This is a genomic window from Streptomyces mangrovi, from assembly GCF_900114215.1.
Taxonomy (GTDB): domain Bacteria; phylum Actinomycetota; class Actinomycetes; order Streptomycetales; family Streptomycetaceae; genus Streptomyces; species Streptomyces barkulensis.
The window spans coordinates 92676-109869 of the sequence record NZ_FOSG01000003.1; the positions used below are offsets into that span (position 1 = coordinate 92676).

General features: G+C 73.3%; 13 protein-coding genes and 1 pseudogene. 5 read left to right on the forward strand and 9 right to left on the reverse strand.

Annotated elements, in window-relative coordinates:
- Positions 1–30: 30 nt before the first annotated feature.
- The 7 genes and pseudogenes from BM237_RS30485 to BM237_RS05170 all read right to left on the reverse strand — a co-directional run.
- Positions 31–1239, reverse strand: a pseudogene (locus BM237_RS30485) (Gfo/Idh/MocA family protein); the annotation flags it as partial.
- Positions 1239–2147, reverse strand: a complete 909-nt coding sequence (locus BM237_RS05145; protein ID WP_093848302.1) for a carbohydrate ABC transporter permease — start codon at positions 2145–2147, stop codon at positions 1239–1241. The pseudogene BM237_RS30485 and the gene BM237_RS05145, both read right to left, overlap by 1 nt.
- Entirely contained in the window at positions 2144–3109 is a 966-nt protein-coding gene (locus BM237_RS05150) for a carbohydrate ABC transporter permease (RefSeq protein WP_245793420.1), read from the reverse strand. Before BM237_RS05150 ends, BM237_RS05145 begins: the two co-directional genes overlap by 4 nt.
- A 105-nt stretch (positions 3110–3214) precedes the next feature.
- On the reverse strand, positions 3215–5008 hold the full coding sequence (gene araD, locus BM237_RS05155; protein ID WP_093848541.1) for an L-arabinonate dehydratase: 1794 nt from the start codon (positions 5006–5008) through the stop codon (positions 3215–3217).
- A complete protein-coding gene (locus tag BM237_RS05160) occupies positions 5005–5922 on the reverse strand; it encodes a dihydrodipicolinate synthase family protein (RefSeq protein WP_093848304.1) in 918 nt (305 codons plus the stop codon). Before BM237_RS05160 ends, araD begins: the two co-directional genes overlap by 4 nt.
- On the reverse strand, positions 5919–6596 hold the full coding sequence (locus tag BM237_RS05165) for a GntR family transcriptional regulator (protein WP_093848306.1): 678 nt from the start codon (positions 6594–6596) through the stop codon (positions 5919–5921). Before BM237_RS05165 ends, BM237_RS05160 begins: the two co-directional genes overlap by 4 nt.
- Before the next feature lie 313 nt (positions 6597–6909).
- Positions 6910–8148 (reverse strand): hypothetical protein, encoded by a 1239-nt coding sequence (locus BM237_RS05170; RefSeq protein WP_093848308.1) that lies wholly within the window; start codon positions 8146–8148, stop codon positions 6910–6912.
- A 534-nt stretch (positions 8149–8682) separates the two neighbouring features.
- Here BM237_RS05170 and BM237_RS05175 point away from each other — a divergent pair.
- From BM237_RS05175 to BM237_RS05185, 3 genes are all read left to right on the forward strand, one after another.
- Positions 8683–8955, forward strand: coding sequence for a GlsB/YeaQ/YmgE family stress response membrane protein (locus BM237_RS05175; protein ID WP_093848310.1), 273 nt, complete (start codon positions 8683–8685; stop codon positions 8953–8955).
- Between the two features lie 109 nt (positions 8956–9064).
- Entirely contained in the window at positions 9065–10237 is a 1173-nt protein-coding gene (locus BM237_RS05180; RefSeq protein ID WP_093848312.1) for a TerD family protein, read from the forward strand.
- Between the two features lie 341 nt (positions 10238–10578).
- Positions 10579–10770 carry a hypothetical protein gene (locus BM237_RS05185; RefSeq protein WP_093848314.1) on the forward strand — a complete coding sequence of 64 codons (192 nt, stop codon included), beginning with the start codon at positions 10579–10581 and terminating at the stop codon, positions 10768–10770.
- A 110-nt stretch (positions 10771–10880) separates the two neighbouring features.
- Here BM237_RS05185 and BM237_RS05190 read toward each other — a convergent pair whose 3' ends face one another.
- Both BM237_RS05190 and BM237_RS05195 read right to left on the reverse strand, forming a co-directional pair.
- On the reverse strand, positions 10881–12356 hold the full coding sequence (locus BM237_RS05190; protein WP_093848316.1) for an alkaline phosphatase PhoX: 1476 nt from the start codon (positions 12354–12356) through the stop codon (positions 10881–10883).
- A 93-nt stretch (positions 12357–12449) separates the two neighbouring features.
- Positions 12450–14003 (reverse strand): hypothetical protein, encoded by a 1554-nt coding sequence (locus BM237_RS05195; protein WP_093848318.1) that lies wholly within the window; start codon positions 14001–14003, stop codon positions 12450–12452.
- 283 nt (positions 14004–14286) lie between these two features.
- On the opposite strand from BM237_RS05195, the gene BM237_RS05200 reads away from it, so the two are divergent.
- Both BM237_RS05200 and dapA read left to right on the forward strand, forming a co-directional pair.
- On the forward strand, positions 14287–16113 hold the full coding sequence (locus tag BM237_RS05200; RefSeq protein WP_093848320.1) for a DUF8508 domain-containing protein: 1827 nt from the start codon (positions 14287–14289) through the stop codon (positions 16111–16113).
- Positions 16114–16288: 175 nt separating this feature from the next.
- A complete protein-coding gene (gene dapA / locus BM237_RS05205) occupies positions 16289–17182 on the forward strand; it encodes a 4-hydroxy-tetrahydrodipicolinate synthase (protein ID WP_093848321.1) in 894 nt (297 codons plus the stop codon).
- The last annotated feature ends 12 nt before the right edge of the window (positions 17183–17194 follow it).

Consider the following 17194-nt stretch of genomic DNA (forward strand, 5'->3'; position numbering starts at 1 on the left):
CGCTCGGGCTCCCGCCCGGGCCGCCGCGGCGGCCCAGGGGGCGCGCGGGCCGGAACCGTCGGACAGCTCGGAGTACAGGGCCAGTTCCTCGGCCCCCGCCGCGACCAGCTCGTCGATGCCGGTGACGATGCGCCGGGCGGAGCCCTCGGCGCCGGTACCGTTGCCGGTACCGGGCTCGGTGCGCCAGGCGCCGCCGGGCAGCGGGGCCGGCTCGGGCGCGGTGCGCACGGCCTCCACCAGCCGCATGAAGGCGCCGGTCCGTTCGGGCGGCACCAGCAGCTCCTCGCCGCCGGTGAGGTGGGCCACGAGGTTGCGCAGCAGGTCGGTGCGGGCGTGCTCGGTGGTCTCGGGCGCGTGCCCGTCGCGTTCCAGCAGCAGGCGGTCCTGCTTGTACCAGAAGGTGATCCGGCCGCCGGTGCCGTGGACGACGACGTAGGGCTCGCCGGGCCGCTCGGCGCACAGGGTCACGGCCGCGGTGATCTCGCCCGCCGTCCCGTCGCCGTGCGCGGTGCGCAGCCGGACGCAGGAGGTGTCGTCGGACTCGATGGCGTTGGCCCGGTACAGCTCCAGCTCGATGCCGGCGACGTCCTCGGCGCGGTCGCCGCCGTCGATGCGCAGCGCGGTGGCCACCGCATGGGCCAGGGGGTTGGTGAGGACGCCGTCCACCACGTCCCGGCCCTCCAGGCGGCGCCGGCCTGCCCAGGGCGCGCGCTCCCAGTAGGCCAGGTCCCGGCTCCAGGCGCCGGCCGCGCCGATGCCGCGCACCGCGCCGATCGCGCCGTCGGCGATCAGGTCGCGCACCGCGGTGACGGCGTGCGAGCCCAGCGACTGGAAGCCGATCTGGCAGGCGACGCCCGCTGCCCGCACCCCCTTCACCATCCGCTCGAACTCCGCGTACGAGGGCGCGGGCGGCTTCTCCAGCAGCAGGTGCACCCCCCGCTCGGCGGCGGTCAGCGCCAGGTCGGTGTGGGTGTGGATCGGGGTGCAGACCACGGCGATCCGCGCGCCGGTGCTCTCCAGCAGTGCGGCGAAGTCGGCCGACTGCTCCGGGCTGCCCAGGCCCTCCAGTTCGCCGTCGTCCAGCGGGGTCAGCTCGCAGATCCCGGCCGGGCGGACCAGTCCCTCCCGCGCCAGGCGGCGGATGTTGTCCAGGTGCCGGCGGCCGTGGCCGCGGGCGCCGGCCAGCACCACCGGCAGGGCGGGGGTCGCGGCGCCGGCCGCGGTGGAGGCGGGTGCCATCAGCCCTTCACCGCCCCAGCGCTGAAGCCGGTGATCAGCCACTTCTGGATGAAGGCGAAGATGATCACCACGGGCACGGCGGCGACCACGCCGCCCGCCGCGAGCGCGCCCAGGTCCACGCTGTCGGAGCCGATGAGGGTGTTCAGGCCCACCGGGATCGTCTGCTTGTCCTGCGAGGAGAGGAACATCAGGGCGAACAGGAAGTGGTTCCAGCTGTGCACGAAGGCGAAGGAGCCCACCGCGATCAGCCCGGGCCGCAGCATCGGCAGCACGATGGCCGCGAACGCCCGCAGCCGGGAGCAGCCGTCCACCCAGGCGGCCTCCTCCAGCGACTCGGGGACGTTCTTGATGAAGCCGCTGATCAGGATCATCGACAGCGGAAGCTGGAAGACCGTCTCCGCGATGATCACACTCCACATGGAGTTGATGAGCTGCAGGCCCCGGAAGGTCTCGAACAGCGGGACCAGCATCAGCGCGCCGGGGATGAACTGCGAGCACAGCAGCGCCAGCATGAAGACGTTCTTCATCCGGAACCGGAAGCGCGCCAGGGCGTACCCGCCGGCCAGGGCCACCGCCATCGTCATCACCATCGAGGCGATGCCGACCTGGGTGCTGTTGAGGAAGTAGGTGCCGAAGCTGCGTTCCGTCCAGACCTTCTCGAAGTGCTCGCCGGTCATCGGCCAGGGCACCAGTGAGGTGGAACCGGAGGGACGGAGCGCGAACAGCAGCATCCAGTAGAAGGGGATGAGGGTGAAGAGCAGATAGACGCCCAGGGGCACGTAGATCTGCCAGCGCGGCGGCCCGTCGTCGAGCTTGCGCTGCCGTGCCTTCCTGCGGGCCGGGGGCGGGGTCTCCCCGTCGGCCGGGGCGGGCGCCTGGGCGCCCTTCTCCACGATCGCCGCGGTCACTTGTCGTCGCCTCCGAACTTGCTCAGGCGCAGATAGAGGATCGAGCAGAAGAGCAGGATCACGAAGGCCACGGTGGTCAGCGCGGAGGCGTAGCCGAAGTCGTGGCCCTCGATCCCGGTGTTGGCGACGTAGAGCGGGAGCGTGGTGGTCACGCCGGCCGGTCCGCCGCCGGTGAGGGTGTAGAGCAGGTCGACGTTGTTGAACTCCCACACCGCGCGCAGCAGGGTGGAGAGGATGATCGCGTCCTTCAGGTGCGGCAGGGTGATGTGCCAGAACTGCCGGAAGCGGCCCGCGCCGTCCACCGAGGCCGCCTCGTACAGGTCCTTGGAGATGGACTGCAGGTCGGCGAGGATGAGGATCGCGAAGAAGGGGACGCCGCGCCACAGTTCGGCCAGGACGGCGGCCCAGAAGACGGTCCCGGTGTCGGAGAGGACGGAGGTGCCGTACTCGCCGATGCCGGCGTCCGCCAGGTAGCGGCTCAGGCCCGTGGAGGGGTTGTACAGCAGGATCCAGATGGTGGTGGTGAGCACACCGGAGACGGCCCAGGGCGAGAAGACCAGGGCCCGGGCGATGCCGCGGCCGACGAACGTCTGGTTGACGATCAGGGCGAGCGCCAGGCCGAAGACGAGCTGGAGGCCGACCTCGGCGACGACCCACTTGGCACTGAAGGCGAGGGTCTGCCAGAACAGCGGGTCCTCGAAGAAGATCTCCCGGAAGTTGTCCAGACCCGCGAAGCCGTTCCGCCAGGGCTTGGTGACGTTGTAGTGCTGGAGGCTGTAGTAGAGGACGCTGAGCATCGGGTAGGCGATGAAGCCCAGCATCAGCAGCCCGGCGGGCGCGATCAGCAGGTACGGCAGGCCGCGCTTCCCGGTGAGCCCGGGCTTCCCCTGTTTCTCCGGCTTCCCCGGTTTCCCCGGCCTCCCCGGCAGGGGGCGCTTCTTCGGCACGGCGGTGAGGGCCATTGCCGGTGCTCCGTTCTGTCGTCGAATGACTGTCGAACGTCGTTCGAGATGTCGTGTCGGCGGGTGGTTCAAACGGTCTGTGGTGCGGTGGTGCGGTGCGGGCGGTCAGCCCGCGTAGGGATCGGGGACCTCGCCGGGCCGGGCGAGGAAGGCGAAGTCGCAGCCGGTGTCGGCCTGGGTGATGTGCTCCTCGTACAGCGCCCCGTAGCCGCGCCCGTAGCGCCGCCCGGGCGGGCGCCAGGCGGTGCGCCGGCGTTCCAGTTCGGCGTCGTCGACCTCCAGGCGCAGGGTGCGCGCGGCCACGTCGAGGGTGATCAGGTCGCCGGTCTCCACCAGGGCCAGCGGCCCGCCCACATGGGACTCGGGGGCGATGTGCAGGACGCAGGCGCCGTAGCTGGTGCCGCTCATCCGGGCGTCGGAGAGACGGACCATGTCGCGCACGCCCTGCTTGAGCAGGTGGTCGGGGATCGGCAGCATCCCGTACTCCGGCATGCCCGGCCCGCCCAGCGGTCCGGAGCCGCGCAGCACCAGCACGCTCTCGGCGGTGATGCCCAGGTCCGGGTCGTTGATGGTGGCCTGCATGGTGCGGTAGTCGTCGAAGACGACCGCCGGGCCGGTGTGCTTCATCAGGTGCTGCTCGGCGGCGATGTGCTTGATGACCGCGCCGTTCGGGGCCAGGTTGCCGCGCAGTACGGCCACGCCTCCCTCGGCCGCGAGCGGGTCGCCGGTGGTGCGGATGACGTCGTCGTCGTGGACGAGGGCGCCGGCGATCTGCTCGCGCAGCGTGTCGTGCGCCACGGTGGGCCTCTCCAGGTGGAGGTGGTCTCGCAGCCGGGAGAGGAAGCCCGGCATGCCGCCCGCGTAGTGGAAGTCCTCCATCAGGTACTTCCCGCCGGGCCTGAGGTTGGCCAGCACGGGCGTGGTGCGGGCGATCCGGTCGAAGTCGTCCAGGGTGAGGCCGACGCCCGACCGCCCTGCCATGGCGATCAGATGGATGACGGCGTTGGTGGAGCCGCCCAGCGCGCACACGGCGGCGACGGCGTCCTCGTACGCCTCACGGGTCAGGACGGTGGAGAGCCTGCGGTCGGTCCATGCCATCTCCACGATCCGGCGCCCGGCCGCGGCGGCCATCCGGGAGTGGCCGGAGTCGACGGCGGGGATGGAGGACGCTCCGGGCATGGTCACGCCCAGCACCTCGGCCGCGCCGGTCATGGTGGAGGCGGTGCCCATGGTCATGCAGTGTCCGGGCGAGCGGGCCAGGCCGCACTCCAGTTCGGCCATCTCGCAGTCGCCGATGAGACCGGCGCGCTTGTCGTCCCAGTACTTCCACATGTCGGTGCCCGAGCCGAGGGTCTCGCCGCGCCAGTGGCCGCGCAGCATGGGCCCGGCGGGGACGAAGACGGTGGGCAGGTCGACGCCGGCCGCGCCCATCAGCAGGGCGGGGGTGGTCTTGTCGCAGCCGCCCATCAGCACCGTGCCGTCCACCGGGTAGGAGCGCAGCAGTTCCTCGGTCTCCAGGGAGAGCAGGTTGCGGTAGAGCATGGGGGTGGGCTTCTGGAAGGTCTCCGAGAGGGTGGAGACGGGGAACTCCAGGGGGAAGCCGCCGGCCTGCCACACCCCGCGCTTGACCGCCTCGGCGCGCTCGCGCAGATGCTGGTGGCAGGGGTTGATGTCGGACCAGGTGTTGAGGATCGCGATGACCGGCTTGCCCAGGTGCTCCTCGGGAAGGTAGCCGAGCTGCCGGGTGCGGGCGCGGTGGCTGAAGGAGCGCAGCCCGTCGGTGCCGTACCACTGGTGGCTGCGCAGCTCCTCGGGGGCGCGGCGGGCGCGGGGGCCGTCGCTCCGGCCGTGCCGGTCGTACTGTTCGTGCCGGTCGTTCCGGTCGCGCTGGTCGGTCATGCCGCCTCCCATCCCTTGACGATCCCGGCGATCTCGGCGCGCTGCTCCTCGGGCAGCGTCCGGCTCGGCGGGCGGACGTCGCGGCGGCACAGGCCGAGGTGGGCCAGGGCCTCCTTGACGACGGAGACGTTGTTGGCCGACTGCTGTGCGGCGCGCAGGTCCTCGAAGACGCGGATGCTCTCCCACACCTCCATCGCGGCGCCGAAGTCCCCCGCCCGCAGGGCACGGAGCATCTCCAGCGAGATCCGCGGGGAGACGTTGACCAGGCCCGAGGTGAAGCCGGTGGCGCCGCAGGCGAAGTAGGCCGGCGCGTACAGTTCGGCGAGCCCGGCCACCCACACGAAGCGGTCCGCGCCGGCGTCGCGGGCGAAGGCGGCGAAGCGCGCGGCGTCGGGGACGGCGTACTTGACGCCGATGACGTTGGGGCACGCCTCGCCGAGCCGGGCGAGGGCCGAGCCGTCGATGAGGGGGTTGCGCAGATAGGGGACGACGCCCAGCTCCGGGACGGCCTCGGCGATGCCCCGGTGGTAGTCCACCCAGCCCGCCTGCGAGACATAGGGGTTGACGGGCTGATGGACCATCACCATGCCGGCCCCGGCGGCGCGGGCCTGTTCGGCGGCGGCGACCGCGGTGGCCGGATCGTGGCCGACGCCCACGACGACCTCGGCGCTCCCTCCGGCCTCCTCGACCTCGGCCACGGTCAGCTCGACCTCCAGCCGCCGCTCGGCGGGGGTGAGGGAGTAGAACTCGCTGGTGTTGCCGTTGGGGGTGACGGCGCGGATCCCGGCGTCCAGCAGCCGGCGGACCAGGGCCCGGTAGGTGTCGGCGTCCAGCCGGCCCTGCTCGTCGAACGGCGTGACCGGGATCGCCACGACATCGGCGAGTGCGGCCCGCCGGTGGGAGAAGTCCGTCATGCCTGGACCTGACCTTCCTGGTTCTCCATGACCGGGAAGGCCCGGCGGACGAATCCCTCGATGTGGTCGCGCAGCAGCCGGGCCGCGCCGTCGGCGTCCCCGTCCAGGGCACGGGCGAGGATCTCCCGGTGCTCGGCGGCCTCGTGCTCCCAGGAGGGCACGGCCTCCCAGGCGACGGTGGACACCAGGGCCGCCTGGTCCCGCAGGTCGTCGAGCATCCGCGTCAGCAGCGGGTTGCCGCAGGGCAGGTACAGGGCCCGGTGGAAGTCCCGGTTGGCCAGCGAGCGGTCGGCCCGGTCGGCGGCGGCGTCGGCCCGCTCCAGCGCGGCCCGGGCCCCGGCCAGATCCGCCTTCGCCGTGACGGTGCGGCGCAGCGCCTCCGGCTCCAGCAGCAGCCGCACGTCGTAGACCGAGCGGGCCATCGAGGCGTCCACGGTGCGCACGGTGGCGCCCTTGTACTCGCTCATCACGACCAGCCCGCGGCCCGCGAGGGTCTTCAGCGCCTCGCGGACCGGGGTCTTGGACACGCCGAATCTCGCGGCCAGCTCGGTCTCCACCAGCGGCTGCCCGGGGGGAAGCTGCCCGGTGAGGATGGCGTGGGTCAGATGCTCCATGACGTACTGCGTCCTGGAGGGGACGGGTACCGGTGCGAGACCGGTCAGGGGGGCTCTCATGCGGTCGGCTCTCAGGTCGGCTGTGGCGTACGGGCTTACGGGCGGCGCTGTGGGCGCGGCACGCGCCCGCATACGCCATATCTCGTATATGACGCACGAGATATGGCGTATGAGGTATCGCGTACGACGTGCGGTGGGATGAAAGTAGGGCGGCCCCCGGGCTCCGTCAACGGTTCCGACAGAACTTTCGGGGACCGTCTTGAAAGCGCTTACCGTATGCGACGACAGGTGCGCCGACGATCACGCGGAGCTGTCGCGCGTCACACTCGTACGCCGGCGCGATCCGGCGCGTTCCGGTCCGACTCGGCGCGGCTCAGTCCAGGCGGGACAGCGCGGCGCGCACGGCCGCCAGGTCCGCGTCACCGGCCAGGCCGGCGTGGTACAGCCGAAGCTCGGTCGCGCCCAGCTCCCGGGCGTGCGCGGCGTCCCCGGCCAGCTCCGCGGGGCGCCCGCCCATCCCGCCGACCACCGTGAAGTTGGCGGCGAGCACGGTGAAGGGGGCGCGGTACGGGGCGAAGGGCGCCAGGACGGCCTCGCGTCCGGCGCCGTCCCCGGTGCACGGCAGCACCACCCCGTCGGCCAGGGCGAGGACGGCGGCGGGGTCCACACCGACGTTGGCGCCGCAGCGATGGGGCGCCGGATCGGCGTGCAGCAGCACCCGGAATCCTTCCGTCCGCCGGGCCTCGGCAGCCTTCCGCACGGCTGTCACAACCTCGGTTTGGAAAGCGCTCGCTACCTGGTCGCGCCAGGCTGCCGCAGCCCCGGCGAGCTCCTGCCCCAGCAGTTTCTCCACCTCCTCCCACTCCTGGGCGCGTCCGCCGGACGCCCTCCCGCGCTCCTCGCGCCCCTCGTGCTTCTCACGCTCCCCGCGCCACAGCGGCTCCAGCGCGGCGACCGCGGCACGCCGCAGCCGCTCGGGATCGGCGCCGTGCGCGGCGTACCCGGCCTCGCACTCCGGGCAGAAGCACAGCGACATCAGGTACTGGCCGGCTCCGTCCAGCCGCACCCCGCCGGTCTTGTCGTGGGCGCTCAGGTGCCCCAGCCCGTACCAGCCGCAGGACTCCAGCTCCACCCCGCGCGCACCGGGCCGCACGGCGGCCTCGGCGGCCAGGGCGGCTGCGTAGGCACGCACCTCCTCCCGTGCGACGCAGGGCGCCCAGGGGTAGCGGTCGCCGTAGGCGTTGCGCACGGTCAGATCCGGGTGCTCGCCGCCGAGCCGGGTGTTGTGGGCGAGAATCACCCAGGAGTGCACCTCCAGCCCGGCGTCGGCCAGAGCCGCCGCGGCCTCACCGTACGGGTCCTCGCCCGCGACCCAGTCCTGCGCGTACGGACGCAGTCGTCGGCCCTCCCAGCGGGCCGGGTCGACCGGGTAGTAGACGGCGGAGTGCCGGGCGGAGACGACACGGTGGCGCGGATGGCGGGGGGTGAGCGCCCTGGTGGAGTGGTAGGCGGAGGCGAGGGTGACCTGCTCGACGCCGAGGTCGGCGATCCGGCGGGCGGCGGCCGGGTCACCGACGACGTCCCAGGGGTAGACGAACGCGGAAGCGCGCATCGACGGCTCCTTGGTGTGAGATGGGTTCGGTTGGGTGGACCGGGTGGACCGGACGAACAGGAAGGGCGGGACGGGCGAAGGCTAGATCAGAGGACCGGACCGCGACAGCCTCGCCCACCCCTGAGCGGCCGTCCACAACGGTGTCGCGTGTGCGCACACCTGAACAGTGCGTGGCATCCGCCCGCTTCCCGGAGTCCGGGGCTTTACCAGTGAATCCAGCTCACGGCACCCCGGGCGGGGGCGGAGCGACCCCTCGTCACCTCCCAAGGACATGAACGGGATTCGGTGACGGAGACGTCGGCCCCCGCCCTCGCACGCCCCGGCCGCTGGCACCGCCGTGCGGCCGCGGGCCCGGAGCGGCCCCGGGGCACACGCCGCTCCGACGGTCCCGGAACGCGCCCGTCGGCGCGGCGCGTTCCGCACCGCTCCCGGCTGCCTGACCGGACGGTGTTCGGGGGAGCCCCCGTTCGGGCATGATGGCCCGCGAAGATCACGGACCGCGGGCGGAGTCCCGCGGCGGGGAGGGGTACGGTCGTGGACATCGTGAGCTGGCTGGTGCTCGGACTGGTCACGGGGGTCGTCGCCAAGATCCTGCTGCCGGGCCGCGACCCGGGCGGGCTGGTGGGCACCACGCTCATCGGCATCGTCGGGGCGTTCGTGGGCGGCTGGCTGTCGGCGACCTATCTGGACCGCCCGGTGGAGCGGGACTTCTACGACCCGGCCCTGTGGGTCTCGGCGGTCGCCGGCTCCCTGGTGCTGCTGATCGCCTACCGTCTGCTCTTCGGCCACTCGCGCCCGTCCCGCTGAGGCCGGCCCGCCCCGCGCCCCGGCCCCGCCGGTACGGAGCGTGTCACCGGACGGCGGAGGGTAATGGAACCGTAAAGCGGTGCGGTCCGTTATCCGGACCATGACTGCAATGACTCCCGGTTCGAACCTCCCGCTGTCCACCGCGCGTGTGGCGGTGGACGTCACCGCGCCGGCGCGGCTCGACGTCTCCGGCCTGCTGATCACCGCCGACGGGAAGGTGCGCTCCGACGACGACTTCGTCTTCTACAACCAGCCCTCCGCCCCGGGAGTGGCCCACAGTTCCGCAGGTGGTCTCGACACCATCACCGTGGACACCGCCGCGGTGCCCGCCGGCATCGAGAAGATCGTGGTGACGGCCAGCCTCGACGCCCCGGGCGCGACCTTCGCCGGCACCGAGCCCACCGCGACCGTGCGGGACGCGGCGAGCGGCGCGGTGGTGGCCACCTTCACCCCGCCCCGGCTGGGTCCGGAGACGGCGCTGGTCGTCGTCGAGGTGTACCGCAGGGGCGACGCCTGGAAGGTCCGCGCGGTCGGCCAGGGATACGCGAACGGGCTGGCGGGCATCGCCACGGACTTCGGCGTGACGGTGGAGGAGCCCGCCGCGCCTGCCGCACCCACCACGCCCGCGGCTCCTCCCACCGCGCCCGCGGCTCCGGCCGTGCCGGCCGCTCCGCCCGCCGCCGCTCCCGCCCCCGCCGCCACCGGGAAGATCAACCTGGACAAGGGCCGGGTGGACCTGCGGAAGCACCAGACGGTCTCCCTGGTCAAGGGCGGAAAGCCGCTGCTGACCTCGGTCCGGATGGGGCTGGGCTGGGAGCCCGCCTTCCGCGGCAAGAACGTCGACCTCGACGCGTCGGTCATCGCCTACGACGCCAACCGCAAGAAGATCGACAACTGCTACTTCGGCAAACTCGCCATCCTGAACGGAACGATCCAGCACTCCGGCGACAACCTCACCGGCGAGGGCGCGGGGGACGACGAGGCCATCACCGTCCACCTGGGCGGTCTGCCGCCGCAGGTGACGGGCCTGGTCTTCACGGTCAACTCCTTCTCCGGGCAGAAGTTCACCGAGGTCGCCAAGGCCTACTGCCGCCTGCTGGACGCCGCCACCGGCGAGGAGCTGGTCCGTTTCGACCTGACCGGGTCCGAGTCGCGCACGGGCGTGCTGATGTGCAAGCTGATCCGCCAGTTCTCGGGCGAGTGGGAGATGACGGCGCTGGGTGACTACGTGGACTCCCGCACCGTCCGCGGCATGGTGAAGCCGGGCGGCGCGGCCCTGTAGGAGAGCCGGGGCCGCAGGCCGACCGCGGGAGCGCCGGTCGCGGAGGAAGGCGGAGAGGGCGGAGAGGGCGGAGAGGGCGGAGAGGAAATCGCACAGGAGTCGCGCAGGAGTCGTGAAGACCCTTGCCGCGGGACGCCCGCCACCCCCGCGGAGAGGCGGCGGGAGTGATATCCGTCGCATCCGTCGGCCGGCCCGATGGACCCAACTCCCCGCACCGGCAGTCATATTCGCAGGTCAGCGACGATTTCGGGCATTTGCGGAGCGATTGAGGTTTGAACTACACGGCAGAAGGGAAATCGGCGGGACCTGCCGCTGTCATACCCAGCCCCTACGCTGGTCATATGTCCACCACTCCCGAGCAAGGATCCCCGGCTCCCGGGTCCCAGACTCCCGCCCAGGCGAACGAGGCGCTCCGCGCCTTCGTCCGCGCTCACGGAGACCGTCCCTGGTCCCGGGCGGAGCTCGCCGAGCTGGACCGGCTGCGGAGCCTGTGGCGGGCGGCCGAGCGGCACAGGATGACCGCCGCGGCCTGAAGCCGCCGGCACGGCACCGGCACGGCGTGGACACGGCGCGGCGCGGAAGGGCCCGCGGGAGATCATCTCCCGCGGGCCCTTCCGCACGGTCACAGCCGCGCGGCGGCGGCTCAGTGGCGCCGCCAGGGGCCGGTGATCGCCAGCAGGATGCCGGGCTCCTGGATCCCGGCGAACAGCGTCCGGCCGTCCCCCGAGAAGCAGACCCCGGCGAACTCGCTGTACTCCGGCTCCTCCTCCGTGCCGATGTTCACCTCGTTGCGCGCGATCGGGAACGCCCGGCCGCGGTCGTCCGCGGCCATCAGGTGCTGGAGCCCCTCGCCGTCCTCGGCGATGATCACTCCGCCGTACGGCGAGACCGTGATGTTGTCGGGGCCGTCGAGGCCGCCGGGCTCGTGCGGGTCGCGGTTGACCCCGAAGCGCAGTCTGAGGGTGAGGGTGCGGCGCCGGGGGTCGTAGAACCACACCTGGCCGTCGTGGGGCTCGCCGGGGCTGTCCTCGTCACGGGCGTAGGAGGCCACCACGTACGCGCCGCCGTCGGCCCACCACATGCCCTCCAGCTTGCGGGCGCGGGTGACCTCGTTCCCGGTGAACTGCCTGCGGACGGGCACCTCGCGGGCGTCGCGGTCGGGGACGTCCACCCAGTCGACCCCGTACACCGTGCCGGGGCGCACCGCGCGGGAGAGGTCGTCGACGAACCGGCCGCCGGAGTCGAAGCAGCGGAACGCCTGGAGGACACCCGCGTCGTCGGCCAGTGAGCGCAGCATCCCCCGCCCGTGCCGGAAGCCGTGCGGCGGCACCCACCGGTAGAGCAGGCCGTTGGGGCCGGAGTCGTCCTCCGTCAGATACATGTGACCGCGCCGCGGGTCCACGACGACGGCCTCGTGGTCGAAGCGGCCCAGCGCCTTCAGCGGCCTGGGGTCGCGATTGGCCCGCCGGTCGCGCGGATCGACCTCGAAGACGTAGCCGTGGTCGCGGGTCATGCCCCTCTCGCCGGCCCGGTCGGAGTTCTCCTCGCAGGTCAGCCAGGTGCCCCAGGGGGTCACCCCGCCCGCGCAGTTGGTGGAGGTACCGGCGATGCCCACCCACTCGGCGAGCTTCTCCCCGTCGTGCGAGACCTCCACGACCGTGCAGCCCCCCGCGGCGGCCGGATCGTAGACCAGCCCCTCGGCGAGCGGCACCGGATGCTCCCAGTCGCCGCGGGGACCCTTCAGCTCGTGGTTGTTGACCAGCAGCGTGCTGCCCCGGGGTCCGTCGAAGGCGGCGGTGCCGTCGTGCCCGGCCGGAGTGGGCTCGCCGGTCTCCAGCCGGGTGACGCCGCAGTGCGTGAGGACGCGGTACGAGAAGCCCGCGGGCAGGGCGAGCACCCCTTCGGGGTCGTGCAGCAGTGGCCCGTAGCCCCGCGGTGCGTCGTCCTCCCCCCGCCCGCGGTGTCCGTCACGGTCGTCGCGGTCGTCGCGGCCCGGGACGCCGAACGCGCCCGAGGTGCCGGCCAGGATGCCCGCACTGCCGGTGAGGGCGATCCCGGCCCCGGCCACGACCGACCGCCTGCTGAGGTCTGGGCGACTGACTTCGCTGCTGGTCGGCATCGTCTCTCCCGTCGGCTCTGCGCGATGGCACGGCGCCGACCACGATCCCGCCCTCCGGCGAACGCGGGTTGAACACGGGCCGAACCGGGCGGCTCAGCCGCGCGACCGCGCCCTGTACGCCGCCTTGCGGGCGTCCTTCGCCGCCTTGCGGTCGGGATGCACACGGCTCATCGCCTCCAGCACCTCCCCGGTCGCCGGGTGGTCGACGCGCCACGCCTTGTCGAAGAAGCCGCTGTGCTGGTCGACCAGGCCCCGCACCAGCTCGCGCAGCTCCTCCGAGTCGTCCCCGCCCTCCTCGGTGGCCAGCTGGGCGGCCAGGGTGTCCACGGTCAGCCAGAACACCATCTCCTCCGACGGCGCGGGCACGTCGGCGAAGCCCCGCTCGGAGAGCCACACCCGGGCCAGTCCTCCCAGGTGGCCGTCGTCGAGGACCTCGCGCAGGGCGGGCTCGGCCTCCGCGCCGGTGATCGAGAGGGCCTGCTGGCAGGCCAGGCGACGGCGCGGCGCGTCCCGGTCGTCGCCCCGGGCGGCGGCGAGGAGTTCGCGGGCGGCCTCCAGGGGGGCGCGCCGGGCGAGCCACAGCTCGATCTCGTGGCGGGCCGCCTCCTCGCCGTGGCCGGGCAGGGCGGCCAGCAGCTCCCGGGCGCTCTCCCGCGCCAGATCGCCCACGACCGGGGCGTGGACGCCCGCCTCCAGCAGCCGCTGCCGCAAGCCGTACAGGCCGAGCGGGGTCAGGCGGACCATGCCGTAGCGGGCCAGGTCCTCCTCGTCCGGGCCGCCGAAGTCGTCCGGTTCGTCGGGTCCGCCGGGTTCGCCGCCGTCGGCCTCCTCGATCAGGGCCTCGTCCACGGGCCGGTAGTCGACGATCCCGATCGGCTCCAGCATCCGGAACTGCTCGTCCAGCCTCACCATCGCCGTCGAGACGTCCTCCAGAACGGAGTCGGTGGGGTGCTCCATGTCCTCCGGGGCGACCATCGAGGCGGCGAGCACCGGCAGCGGCACCATCGCCCCGTCCGTCACGGCGGGGTCGGTCGCGGTCAGGACGTAGAGGTTGCCCAGGGCGCCGTCGAGGAAGTCGGCCTCCTCCTCCGGGTCCCAGTCGAGCGCGTCGAGGTCGAGGGAGTCCGGGTCGATCCGGCCGTCCTCGCCCTCGGCACCCAGTTCGCCGAGCAGATCCTCCAGGGCGGGGGCGGCGGCGTCCGCGAGGGCCGCCTCCAGGCCGTCGCGCCAGACGTCCAGTACGTCACCGGGAGCGCCCCCGGTGAGCAGGGACAGCTCCTCGCCGGGGACCGCCGTGCCGTCCCCGGCCTCTCCATCCCCGTCCGCTCCGTCGTTCTCGTCCGCCCCGCTGTCCCCGTCCGCCCCGTCGTCCTCGCGGATCTCCAGCAGACCGGTGTCCAGGGCCGTGTCCCAGGCCCGCTCGGCGTGCGCGAGCCCGTCCTCCCCGTCGAGGCCGAGGTGGGCGGCGGCCCGCTCCAGCGACTCGTCGGACAGCTCGCCCCCGGCGCCGACCCGGACTCCCTCCCCGGCCCAGCGCGCGAGCCGGGCGGCCCGGGACAGCAGTGGCGAGGCCAGCGCGTCCCGCGCCAGTTCGGCTTCGGCGGGCAGCCGTACGGGCGGCACGGTGGGACGGTCGTCACCGGTCATGGGGGAGGGGCTCCTCGATTCGATGAGGCGGGCGTTGTGATCGATGCCCCAGCGTAGACGGCTTCCGCTTCCGCCGTCGGGTTCACCGGCCCTTCCGCCCGCGTACACCGGGGGTCGCTTGACAAGCACCTGACCAGAGCGGCACGTTACGCGCGTAGAAACCGCACCGTGCGAACCGTGGGCAGCGTCACCGCTTCCCCGGCGCCGCACTTCGGCTTTCCGCCGGGCACACCTGGCACGTCCAGCGCGTCCGGCACCCACAGCACCGTCCCGGAGGGACCCCTTGAGCAGATCCCAGGCGGCCCGTACCGCCGCACTCACCGTCGCAGCCCTGACCTCGACGCTGCTGGCCGTCCCCGCCTCGGCGGCGGAACCGGCCGACGCGGTCCGCATCCACGACATCCAGGGCGCCACCCGCCTCTCGCCGCTGGCCGGCGAGCGGGTGTCGCAGGTGTCCGGCGTCGTCACCGGCGTACGCACCTACGGCTCGCGCGGTTTCTGGATGCAGGACACCGCCCCCGACTCGGACCCGGCCACCAGCGAGGGCCTCTTCGTCTACACCGGCTCCGCGCCCCAGGTGGCCGTCGGCGACCTGGTGAGCGTCTCGGGCACGGTCACCGAGTACCGTCCCGGCGGCAACTCCTCGGGCAACCAGACCCTCACCCAGATATCCCGCCCCCAGGTGACCGTCGTCTCCTCCGGCAACCGGCTGCCCGCCCCGGTGGCCTTGGACTCCGCCTCCGTCCCCGAGGCCTACGCGCCCCAGGGCGACCCGGCCGCGGACGGGAGCATCGAGGGGCTTCAACTGCGTCCCGGCGCCTACGCGCTGGACCTGTACGAGTCCCTGGAGGGCATGGACGTACAGATCCGCGACGCCCGCGTGGCCGGCCCCAGCACCCGGTACGCCGAGCTGTGGGTGACCGTCAGGCCGGAGCAGAACCCCTCGGTGCGCGGCGGCACCGTCTACGGCGGCTACGACGAGCAGAACTCCGGCCGTCTCAAGGTCGAGTCGCTCGTCCCGCTGTCCCAGCAGCCCTTCCCCGCCGCGAACACCGGCGACGTGCTGGCCGGCGCCACCACCGGCCCGCTGGACTACGAGCAGTACGGCGGCTACCTGGTGGCCGCCCGCGAGCTGGGCGAGGTCGAGGACCGCGGCCCGGAGCGCGAGCGCACCCGCGCCCAGCGCCGCGGCGAACTGGCCGTGGCCACCTACAACGTGGAGAACCTCCACCCCGGCAACGACCAGGAGAAGTTCGACCGGCTGGCCCGGGGCGTGGTGGACAGCCTCGCCTCCCCCGACATCGTCGCCCTGGAGGAGATCCAGGACGACAACGGCCCGGTGAACGACGAGGTGGTCTCCGCCGACGCCACACTCGCGAAGTTCACCGACGCCATCGCGGCCGCGGGCGGCCCGCGCTACGAGTGGCGCACCGTCGACCCGGTCGACGACGCCGACGGCGGCCAGCCCGGCGGCAACATCCGCAACGTCTTCCTCTTCAACCCCGGGCGGGTCTCCTTCGTGGACCGCCCCGGCGGCGACGCCACCACCGCGGTCGGCGTGGAGCGCGAGCGCGGCCGGGCCGTGCTGACCCACTCCCCCGCCCGCGTCGCGCCGAACGACATGGCCTGGGAGGACAGCCGCAAGCCGCTGGCCGGCGAGTTCCGCTTCCGCGGCCGCACCGTCATCGTGGTCGCCAACCACTTCGCCTCCAAGGGCGGCGACCAGTCCCTGCACGCGGCCGTACAGCCGCCCGAGCGCTCCTCCGAGGTCCAGCGCACCGCGCAGGCGAGGGTGGTCAACCACTTCGTGCGGCAGGTGCTGGCGGTGCAGCGGAAGGCGAACGTCGTCGTTCTCGGCGACATCAACGACTTCGAGTTCTCCACCACCACCCGCGAGCTGACCGCGGGCGGCGCGCTGCGCAGCGCGGTGTTCTCGCTGCCCGAGGACGAGCGCTACACCTACGTCTACGACGGCAACGCCCAGGTGCTGGACCAGACCCTGGTCTCCCCGGGCATCCGCCGCTTCGACTACGACATCGTGCACGTCAACGCGGAGTTCGCCGACCAGGCGAGCGACCACGACCCCCAGGTGATCCGCTTCCGCCCCTGAGGCGGGACGTCCCCGTGAGAACCGGCCGTGCCGTCTCCCCGGAAAGCGGGGAGGCGGCACGGCCGGCGCATCGGGGCCTCCCACGGGAACGTGCCTCGGGCCGGGGCGACCGCTGAACGAACCGGTCGGACGGCCGGTTGGACCGGCCGCTTCGGCGTGGGCCAGACTCGCCCCCATGCCCGACTCCCCCTTCGGCCGCGTCGCCGCCGCCATGATCACCCCGTTCGACTCCTCCGGCGCGCTGGACCTCCCCGGCGCCCGGCGGCTGGCCGCCCATCTGGTGGACCGGGGCGGCTGCGACGCCCTGGTGCTCAGCGGCACCACCGGCGAGTCGCCGACCACCTCCGACGACGAGAAGACCGCCCTGGTACGGGCCGTGGCCGAGGAGGTCGGCGACCGGGCCCGGATCGTCGCCGGCGTCGGGTCCGCCGACACCCGGCACTCGGCGGAGCTGGCCCGGGCCGCCGAGGAGGCGGGCGCCCACGGCCTGCTGGTCGTCACGCCGTACTACTCCCGCCCCACCCAGGAGGCCGTCGCCCGCCATCTGGCCACCGTCGCCGACGCCACCGCCCTGCCGGTGATGCTCCACGACATCCCCGCCCGCACCGGGGCGGGCACCGCGCTGACGGTGGAGACGCTGACGCGGCTCGCGGAGCACCCGCGCGTCCGCGCGGTCAAGGACTGCGCCTACGACCTGATGAAGACGGCGAAGGTGCTGGGCTCCACCGGGCTGGTCTACTACTCCGGCTGCGACGAGACGACCCTGCCGCTGCGCGCGATCGGCGCCCACGGCTGTGTGAGCACGGTCGCCAACGTGGCGGGGCCCGCCGTACGCGGCGTCCTGGACGCCTTCGACGCCGGCGACCACACCGGGGCCGCCCGGCGCCATCGGGCCCTGGTGCCGCTGGTCGACGCGATGATGTCCCAGGTGCCCGGCGCGGTGTCGGTCAAGGCGCTGTTCGCCGCGGCGGGACTGCCGGGCGGGCCGGTGCGCCCGCCGCTGCTGCCGGCCGACGAGGCGCTGACCGCGCGGCTGGCAGACGCCCTCAGGGCGACGCTGTCCCGGTGATCCGGCCCGGCG

Excerpts from the sequence above, each read along its gene's own strand:
- araD (WP_093848541.1), bottom strand. The coding sequence starts at position 5,008 with ATGACCGACCAGCGCGACCGGAACGACCGGCACGAACAGTACGACCGG.
- dapA (WP_093848321.1), top strand. The coding sequence starts at position 16,289 with ATGCCCGACTCCCCCTTCGGCCGCGTCGCCGCCGCCATGATCACCCCG.
- BM237_RS05160 (WP_093848304.1), bottom strand. The coding sequence starts at position 5,922 with ATGACGGACTTCTCCCACCGGCGGGCCGCACTCGCCGATGTCGTGGCG.
- BM237_RS05185 (WP_093848314.1), top strand. The coding sequence starts at position 10,579 with ATGTCCACCACTCCCGAGCAAGGATCCCCGGCTCCCGGGTCCCAGACT.
- BM237_RS05150 (WP_245793420.1), bottom strand. The coding sequence starts at position 3,109 with ATGGCCCTCACCGCCGTGCCGAAGAAGCGCCCCCTGCCGGGGAGGCCG.
- BM237_RS05170 (WP_093848308.1), bottom strand. The coding sequence starts at position 8,148 with ATGCGCGCTTCCGCGTTCGTCTACCCCTGGGACGTCGTCGGTGACCCG.
- BM237_RS05195 (WP_093848318.1), bottom strand. The coding sequence starts at position 14,003 with ATGACCGGTGACGACCGTCCCACCGTGCCGCCCGTACGGCTGCCCGCC.
- BM237_RS05165 (WP_093848306.1), bottom strand. The coding sequence starts at position 6,596 with ATGAGAGCCCCCCTGACCGGTCTCGCACCGGTACCCGTCCCCTCCAGG.
- BM237_RS05180 (WP_093848312.1), top strand. The coding sequence starts at position 9,065 with ATGACTCCCGGTTCGAACCTCCCGCTGTCCACCGCGCGTGTGGCGGTG.
- BM237_RS05190 (WP_093848316.1), bottom strand. The coding sequence starts at position 12,356 with ATGCCGACCAGCAGCGAAGTCAGTCGCCCAGACCTCAGCAGGCGGTCG.